We start from the raw sequence: 8,443 nt of genomic DNA on the forward strand, positions 1-8,443 counted from the left end.
CTTCACAGCGATTGAGGGCAGCGCGACTGATACGACGTTGCTGCAAGGCCAGCACTTTGATTTTGTACATTCCAACTCAGTGATCGAACATGTCGGCCAACTCGCCGATATGAAGCTCTTCGCAGCGAATGTGCAGCGCCTTGGCGCACGCTACTACGTCCAAACGCCGAACTACTGGTTTCCCTACGAACCGCATTTCCGGTTTGTCGGCTTCCAATATCTACCGGAACGGCTGCGTATCGAGATGTTGCACCGGTTTGAACTTGGCTTCTTTGTCCGCCAGCGGAACTGGAATGATGCAGCGTGGCTTGTCCGCCACCATCGTCTGCTCTCGGCTGCCCAGATGAAGAGCTTTTTTCCAGATGCGGAAATCAAATTCGAGAAATTTCTCCTCTTCAATAAATCCATAATTGCCGTCCGATAGTTCCGCTTGCAGCAAGGCAAGGAACCGCAGTGAAAATCGCTTATCTTCTCAATACCTACCCGATGCCGAGCACTACCTTTATTCGCGGGGAAATCGAAGCCCTTGAAGATCTCGACCTCAGGATCGGGAGGCTCTCAGTTCGCCGTTTTGGTGGAACACTCGTCGATCGATCCGATCGGTCCGAAATGGCATCGACACGCTATCTCCTCAGCGGCAACGCCGCAGGGTTGTTCGTGGCATTCGGGCGTGAGATCCTAACCAACCCGCGCGGCCTGATGCGCGCCCTCCCCGCATTTCAACAGATGCGCCGGAAGGCCTATTCCGGGTTTGTCCATCACATTGCCTACCTGATGCAGGCTTGCTATTTGCGCCAGGAGGCTCGCAGGCAGGGCATCGTCCATATCCATGCGCATTTCGGCACCAACCCGGCTGCTGTCGCGTTGCTGTCGAAGCTGCTTGGCGGACCAAGCTACAGCTTTACCTCACATGGGCCTGATGAATTCACCGACGCTGCGTATCTAAGCTTCGATCTCAAGATCAAGCATGCTGCCTTCGTCGTGGCGATCTCGGATTATTGCAGCAACCTCCTTGTCTCGCTTTCCGATGCCGCTGATGCGCACAAGGTCGTCATCGCACGCTGCGGCCTCAAGCTTGAGGATTTCGAGCCGACGCCGATTGCCAGCGGCCAAAACACGCTGGTCTGCATAGGCCGGCTCTGCCGACAGAAGGGCCAAATCCATATTCCGGCTGCGGTGGCAGCGCTGCGCGCAGAGTTTCCCGACATGAAGGTCGTGCTGGTCGGCGACGGAGAGAGTCGCGCCGAAATTGAAGCCGAAATCGCACTGCACGACGTCGGCGCACAAGTCATCCTGCACGGATGGTCATCCAACGACGAGGTTCGGCAGCTTCTCAAGCAGAGCCGCGCCATGCTGCTGCCAAGCTACGCCGAAGGCTTGCCGGTGGCGATCATGGAGGCGCTGGCGTTGACCCGTCCCGTCATCTCGACGACAATCGCTGGCATTCCCGAATTGGTGGATGAAGAATGCGGCTGGCTTGTCGAGCCCGGCAACCACCAGCAGTTGGTCTCTGCCATGCGCTCTGCGCTGTCAGCACCGGCGGACGTTCTGGAACAGATGGGCAAGATCGGGCGGCAACGTGTCGAGCGCCTGCACGACCGGCGGCTTCTGGCGCTCGAATTGCAGCGGCTTTTCATGGAAGGTACCAACACAGGTCGCGACGGCAGGTCAGTGCAGGGCACACTCGTCCGCGATGCGCGTCTCCAGCCCGCCGCCGAATAGAACTACTCACTTGTATTCTATCAGCGCCTGACGTCGATGCGTCAGGCGGTTGAGGGCATATTGCGCAACTCCCTGCATCTCGGGAAACTTCGCTAGCACAGCGAATGCCGCATAGATCCATGCAAGTCGCCCGCCTCCTTCCCGCAACGCGATTCGGGCAGTCTGCAGTGGATATGCTCCAAAGAGCAGCAAGAATGCGGGATGCAATGCCACCGCGCCCAGCAGCGCGACCAATGGCAGAAGGCAGCCCCAGAGCAAGGCACGCAGAACGTTGCGTCCCCATATACCTTCAGGCGATCCAAGATGACGATGCGCCACCTCCGCGAAGGCGTGACCGGCGCGTTTCGACCTGTTCCACCATTGGCCAAAGCGCGTGATGTTCGCATCGTGCAGCGTCATCTCGGCATCCAGTCGGTAGATCTTCCAGCCGACGGAGCGCAGACGTACACACATTTCCGGTTCCTCGCCGGCAATGAGGTCCGCCGAATAGGCGCCGACAGCTGCCAATGCGCCAACACGCGTCAGGCAATCGCCGCCACAGGCGAGCGCGTCGCCAATCGGCGTATCCCATTCGCGATCGCACAAGGCGTTGTAGAGCGTCGCATCCGGGAAGCGTTCTCGACGACGGCCACAGGCGACCGCGTAATCTGGATTTTCGACAAGAAATCTTGTGGCCTTTGCCAGCCAGCCTTCGACGATCTGACAATCKCCGTCGACGAACTGCATAAATTCAGCTTCCGGAACCAGCCTGCGGAGTTCGGAAAATCCTGAATTGCGCGCCCGCGCCGCTGTGAACGGAATGGTCATGTCAAGCCGGACAACGGTTGCGCCCAGTCTTTCTGCCGCCTCGGCGCTGCCGTCAGTAGAGCCGGAATCGACATAGACCGTCGTTGCGAGACGCTCGCCGAGGCTTTCGAGACAGGTGATCAGGCGGGGCCCCTCATTGCGGCCGATCACCACAACGCCAACCGTTGGAACAGCAAGGTTCATGAGCGGAACGCCACCAGCACACCTTCAAAAGTCGTTCCATAGCCGGCTTGATAACGCACGAAGGAAAACATCAGGATAAGCAGCACGAGCAGTGCGGTAGTCGCCATATCCTGGCGGAAAAAGGCGATCTGCTCCCGGTACTGCCCAAACAGGATCGGTATGTAACGGCTGAGTTCGCTGGCGGCGATCATCACGATCGCGCCGGCGATTCCGTAGAACTGCAAACCTAGCGGGATGGCCACGACCATGAACACGAGTTTCGCCATATTGCCCGCCGCCCCATAAAGTGGCCGGCCCAGACCGAGCAGCGAATATTCCGATATCGTGCACAGGAGTGAAAACCAGACGCCGAGAAGCAGGATTGGCAGAATCCATCCCGCATCATGATAGCGCGTGTCGTAGATGAGCCAGACAGCGAAATCGGACACCGAAACGCCGAAACCGATGCAGACGGCGAAGGCAAGCAGGAGCTTCAGTCGCAATGGGCCCATCTCGCCGCGGAGCGCGGTCGCCTCCTGCCCCCTGCGAGATGAAACCACCGGAAAGATCAAGGAGTAGCTCAGCCTGCCGACCAGCACCGCCGGCAAGTCGGCAATGGTTCGCGCAATGCCGTAGATGCCAAGCACCGCAAGCGGAATGGCATGGCCGAGATAGAGCTTGTCGAAGCTCGCGCAGAGAAAGGAAAGCAAGGAAGAAAGGAATATCCACCTGCCGAACGACATGATCTCGCGGGCATAGGTAGCGTGCCAGGCGAACCACGTGCGGCCGTAAGGCAAGAGGTAACTTGCCACCGTTCGCACGACGATGGTCATCAAATTGGCGAAGAGAAGCGACCAGATCGTCGGACTATACAGCGCCAGCGCAATCACGAAGATCGCATTCACGAATTCGACCATGAGGTCGAACAGATTCAGCTTCACGAACAAAAGCTGACGCTGCAGCATGTAAATGGAGACCGACGCGCCGCCCATCAAAGCGAGGCCTATCGCTGATATCTGGATCGCCGAAGACGGCAGGGCGTAGAGCTGCCCCAGCGGTGCGGCCAGAGCAAACATCAGGCTGAAAAGGATAGCGCCACGAACAAACTGGATGGTCCAGGCGGTATCGCGGAAGCGACGTTCCTCGCCCTTGCTATTGTGGACGATGTTCTGGCCGATACCGACATCGGAGACAAGTTCGATGCCGTTGCGCAAGGTACTGATGATAAGCATCATGCCAAAGACTTCGGGCAGAACCAGCCGCGACAGGATCACGTTCGACCCGAAGCGCAGCACTACGGAGACGAAATAGGCACCCGTGGTCCAGATTGCCCCGTGGAGGAGCCGTTTCGACGAAATAGCCATCAGGCCATGCCTATCCTGTTGCCTGAAAGCTTATAGAAGCTGGGCCCTATCGTTTGAACGGCGGAAGCCACTGGAACGCCGGTTCTGGATCGCAGCGATTGAGGATCGATCCCGCCAGCTTTTCCCAAACTGAAGGCGTCGCTGACAATGCCGCGGTGAGCGCTTCGTCCGACACACGACCGGCTTCCACGACAAGCAGGAACGAATCGATGAAGCGTGCTGATGCGCGGAGATCACCTGCCGCATCAAGCGGCGGCAGGTCGAAAACCACGAGATCATAGGACGTCACATCGTCCAGCAGGTTTTCCATGCGGCCCGACCAAAGCATCGGCGTCGTTTTGCCGGCCTGGCCGTAGGGCAAAACGTCCAACCCGGTTCGCGCATCCTGGACGACCAGTGCCGCCAGATCGCGTTCTCGACCCTCAAGATAGTCGATGAGGCCCCGCCGGCCCGCATGCTGCATCAATTTCGACAGTTCCGGCCGATAGGCCTGTGCATCGACGAGCAAAACGCGTTTGCCCATCTGAACCGCGTGAAGCGCCAGATTGGCTGCCAGAACCGTCTTACCTTCACTGGAGAATGTCGAGGTGACGCCAAGCGATTTCGTATGTGGTACCCCGATCAAGGGAAGAATGCTGACGTTTGCCAGCCGCAACGCCTGCCATTCCGGCGAACCCGATCGACCGGCAATCTCTGACAGCAGCGCAAGGCTCGGTTTTGGCGAGCCCGCGTCCAGCCTCGGGATCACACCGAAACACTCTGCTCCGGTCACTGAGGCGAGTTGTTCCGGTCGGCGGAAGCTACGATCGAGAAACGCCAGTGCCAGCGCGGCTACAAAACCAGCTGCGGCACCGACGATCCCTGCCAAAGCGATGATCACGATGCCGCGCGGATTGCTCTTGTCGATCGGCGGTGCGGCAGCCGACATGACCTGCGCTTTCGGACCAGCCTCGCGAAGCCGGTCCCGAAGCCATCCGCTGGCGGATTGCACGGCTTCGGAGCGATCGGCTTCCTGCTTGGCCATATAGGCGCGCGCCACCTCGTTGGCGATGTTCGCCGCATCTTGCGGCGTCCGGGAGGTATAGCGGATCTCGACGAGATTGCTCTGACCGAGCCGCTGGATGGCAAGGCCCCCGCGCAGGGCCTTGATCGCGCTCTGCTGATTGGAGGCGTCGGGTCCACCTAGCTTCAGCGTCTGAAGGACACTGGAAAGTACGGGCGTCGAACCGATGGTCTCTATTTGTGTCTCGAGGAAGGTCGGGTCGAACTGAGACTCGGTGAAGAACGCGTCTTCGCCGCTGGTCGACAATCTCAGATTGGTGATGGTGAGGACAGCCGACGCCGTGTAGTGCGCGGGGCGAAGCGCGACATAGCCGACGGCAAGTGCGGCGCACAGAAGGGCTCCAGCGATGATGAGMCAGAGCCGTTTCAAGCCCGAGCGAATCATCCAGCGCCAGTCGTAGAGACTGGCCTCCGGCGCCACGCGCTGCTGGATCAGCAATTCCTTCGGATGGCGCGTTTCTAACATGGAGAAGCCTTCGATATGCCGGCGCGAAATCGTCAGGGCCGCGTCGATTGTGTTTCGACCGGAAGGGTGCCGGTTGTCTCGGCCGCCACTCTGAACACCTTGACGATATCGCCAGGCTGAACACGCGTCGTCTCGGTCGCGTCGAACTCGGTCGTGCCGTTATCATCAGTCCGCACGATGCTGAAACGTAGCTGCGGGGCGGACTCGGCGTCGATCAGGCGGGAGAGGTTCGACGAATAATAGGCGGCGCTGTCCAGGATGCGAACGGAGGTATCATTCTGTTCAGCGATCGCGCGAAGATCGATCGCTATGCGTTGGGCACCAGCGAGCGCTGTGGCACGGCGCTGCTCGTCCAAACTGGCGATCTCACCAGTCGCCGTATTGATCTCCTGTCGCGCGCGCAGCTTGGCGATCTCCAAATCCTGTCGCTCGCGCTGGACGTCGCTCAGGCTGCGCTCCAGCGGGCCTAGACGATGAACGGCAAGGCCCTGTTTGGCCAATCGGCGGATCGTTTCCAGTTCGCTTTGCGTTGAACTAAGTTTCATGGCGACATCCGCAAGCTGCCGGTCCAACGCTGCGATCTCCTGCTCACGCATGGCAATGGAGGCCTCAAGGCTGCGCCGTTCGGCGCGATAGCGGCCGAGTTCCGTGGCGAAGAGACGGCTCTGCTCCTCAACGGCCTTCGCATATTCGGGCGACGCATCGCCGGGCACAGCGCCGATCTTGTCCGCGCCGTCGAGCTGCGCCTGCCAGCGTTGCTGTTCGGCCAACAGGTCCCAGCGCCGCGCTTCATTGAGCTTCAATTCGCCCCGGCTCGAAATCGCCACGCGTTCGAGGTCCCATTGCGAGCCTTGCTCCGCCCGATAGGCGCCACCGCCGAGGCTGAGCGCATTGAGGATGATCATGCCGGGGCGATAGGCGTATTCGCCAGGAGTGGCCACGCTGCCGAGGATGTAGAAGGGACGATAGGCGACGATATCGACCGTCGTATCAGGAGTTTGCTGCAGATTGGCCTTGGCTTTCAGGCGCGAAGCGATCGATGTGGCCAGTTCGGGGGCGCTTAGCCCTTTTGCCGGAACCTGCCCAAGCATCGGCATCAAGATGTCGCCGCTGGCGCCAACAGTCAGTTCGCCGGTCAGGGCGGGCCATTCGGAGACATGGATGCGAAGCCGATCCTGCGGACCGAGCTCATATTTCGCTGTATCGGCCAAGGACTTGCCGGAAAAGGCCAGCAAGGCGAGGCCGGCGACAATGGCCATGCTTCCCACCTGCAGCTTTCTCAGTTTATCCAGCAAAGTCATCGAATCGCTCCCAACAAGATCTGGCAACAACCCAAAGCTGCTAGAGCGCAACCACTGAAATAGATTGAAGATGATCGGCGATCCGCGAGGAAACCCTTCCGATGCACGGAAATTCACCGCTCATGGTTAATTCTATCCTCATTGCGCACTCAATCGCATCGCCTTCGTTGGCAAAGGATTGCCCTCCGCTGCTGGCGCGGCGAGGCGCAGGGCTATGCCGAAGACCATGCCCATCGTCATGGTCAAGAGATACTGGATCTCCCTGGCGAAGATCACCCACTCATAGAAAGAATGGAGATAGACAACGAGCAGCGCCACGCCGAAGCCGAGCAGCAGATTGCCTTCCAGCGTGTGGCGCATGCGCCAGCCGGTCCGCCACGCAACAAACAGTGGAACAATGAGCATGACGCAAAACGCGAGGACCCCTGGATATCCGGCCTCGGCTGCGGTCAGCCAAAAGGCGTTGTGGACGATATTATTGCGGTTACCTTCAAAGCCGATGACGCCGGCGCGCTCCGAATAGCCGAGGTCTCGCGCAACATAGACATAGTGATTGATTCCAACGCCAAGCGGATGGTCATCGAGGATGAAGGACGCTGCGCGATTGAAGGCAGCACGCTCGTCATACTGGCTTTCGCCCAGTGGATTGAGCTCGAAGCGATTTGAGAAGGTGGAAACCGCCAACGGCGCCACGATCAAAAGGGAGGCGAGCGCGGCAAGGCCGACCGCCATCTTGCGCTGTGTCAGGCCCGCCAGCGCCTGCGTCACGAACAGCGTCCCCAAGCCTATGACCGAAAATCCGACCGCCGCGCGCGACGCCGTGAAAACGACAACGACGATGGTCGCCACAACGGTGCAGACCAGATAACGGACGTTGCGGTAGCCAGCCAGAAGCAGGGCAAGATGCGGAAAGAGGACGAAATGCGCTGCCATGCCGAGCGTGTTCTGATGGATGAAGAGACCCATCGTCTGCGGCAGGTGAAGCTGGAACCGCTGGTACAAGACGGCCACGAAATGAGCCGCAATACCGATCGCCATGCCTTTCAATATCAAGAAGGGCACATCTGGATCGGAAGTGCTGGCACGTGCCACGACCACCATCACCAAAAAGATGCGGGCGAATTGCAGCACACCGAAACTCGCAGCTACCGGCTCGGCGGCTTGTAGCAGGGAAAGGACGGCTGCGAGAATGTAGATAAGAAACGGCAGCTTGCACCACAGAGGCAGCTTGCCACGCGGCATAGCAAAAAGTGCAGAGGCGGCAAGGATATCGACAATCGAGATCTGCAGACCATAGACGAAACCTACCCAACGACCTGCCCAGGACAGGAGGCCTACATCGAATAGCGGGATGGCGGCGGCAAAAAAAGGTAGGGCGCCGAAGCCAATCCAAAATGGCTTGCGCAGCACCGGCGTGCTCCGCAACAGCAGGCCGAGCGGAAAAATCGCAAGCAAAGCGAGAAAAAGCACGCCGAATTTCAAGGAACGATAACCCTTATGCCGCGACATGCATGCAATAACATGGCGCCTGGGAACTCCGGGTTAACGGCCGAGAGCAG

7 protein-coding genes are annotated in these 8,443 nt (G+C 59.3%); 2 read left to right on the forward strand and 5 right to left on the reverse strand.

From position 1 onward, the window contains the following. Together AC1DWF_RS27920 and AC1DWF_RS27925 are read left to right on the forward strand one after the other, a co-directional pair. Positions 1-424 (forward strand): class I SAM-dependent methyltransferase (locus AC1DWF_RS27920; RefSeq protein ID WP_476842309.1); only part of this gene is annotated, 424 nt, incomplete at its 5' end. Positions 425-609: 185 nt separating this feature from the next. Further along, a complete protein-coding gene (locus tag AC1DWF_RS27925) occupies positions 610-1,722 on the forward strand; it encodes a glycosyltransferase family 4 protein (RefSeq protein ID WP_476789538.1) in 1,113 nt (370 codons plus the stop codon). Positions 1,723-1,728: 6 nt separating this feature from the next. On the opposite strand, the gene AC1DWF_RS27930 is transcribed toward AC1DWF_RS27925, so the two are convergent. From AC1DWF_RS27930 to AC1DWF_RS27950, 5 genes are all read right to left on the reverse strand, one after another. Further along, a complete protein-coding gene (locus tag AC1DWF_RS27930; protein ID WP_476789539.1) occupies positions 1,729-2,712 on the reverse strand; it encodes a glycosyltransferase family 2 protein in 984 nt (327 codons plus the stop codon). Then, positions 2,709-4,055, reverse strand: coding sequence for an oligosaccharide flippase family protein (locus AC1DWF_RS27935; protein ID WP_476804490.1), 1,347 nt, complete (start codon positions 4,053-4,055; stop codon positions 2,709-2,711). The genes AC1DWF_RS27930 and AC1DWF_RS27935 overlap by 4 nt, the downstream gene beginning before the upstream one ends. A 46-nt stretch (positions 4,056-4,101) precedes the next feature. Next, positions 4,102-5,583: a tyrosine-protein kinase family protein gene (locus tag AC1DWF_RS27940; RefSeq protein WP_476842310.1), complete on the reverse strand. Its 1,482-nt coding sequence runs from the start codon at positions 5,581-5,583 to the stop codon at positions 4,102-4,104. Positions 5,584-5,615: 32 nt separating this feature from the next. Next, on the reverse strand, positions 5,616-6,842 hold the full coding sequence (locus tag AC1DWF_RS27945) for a polysaccharide biosynthesis/export family protein (protein ID WP_476804491.1): 1,227 nt from the start codon (positions 6,840-6,842) through the stop codon (positions 5,616-5,618). A gap of 180 nt (positions 6,843-7,022) precedes the next feature. Further along, entirely contained in the window at positions 7,023-8,354 is a 1,332-nt protein-coding gene (locus tag AC1DWF_RS27950; RefSeq protein WP_476786443.1) for an O-antigen ligase family protein, read from the reverse strand. Positions 8,355-8,443: the final 89 nt, after the last annotated feature.

The organism is Aminobacter sp. P4_D5 (assembly GCF_056401815.1).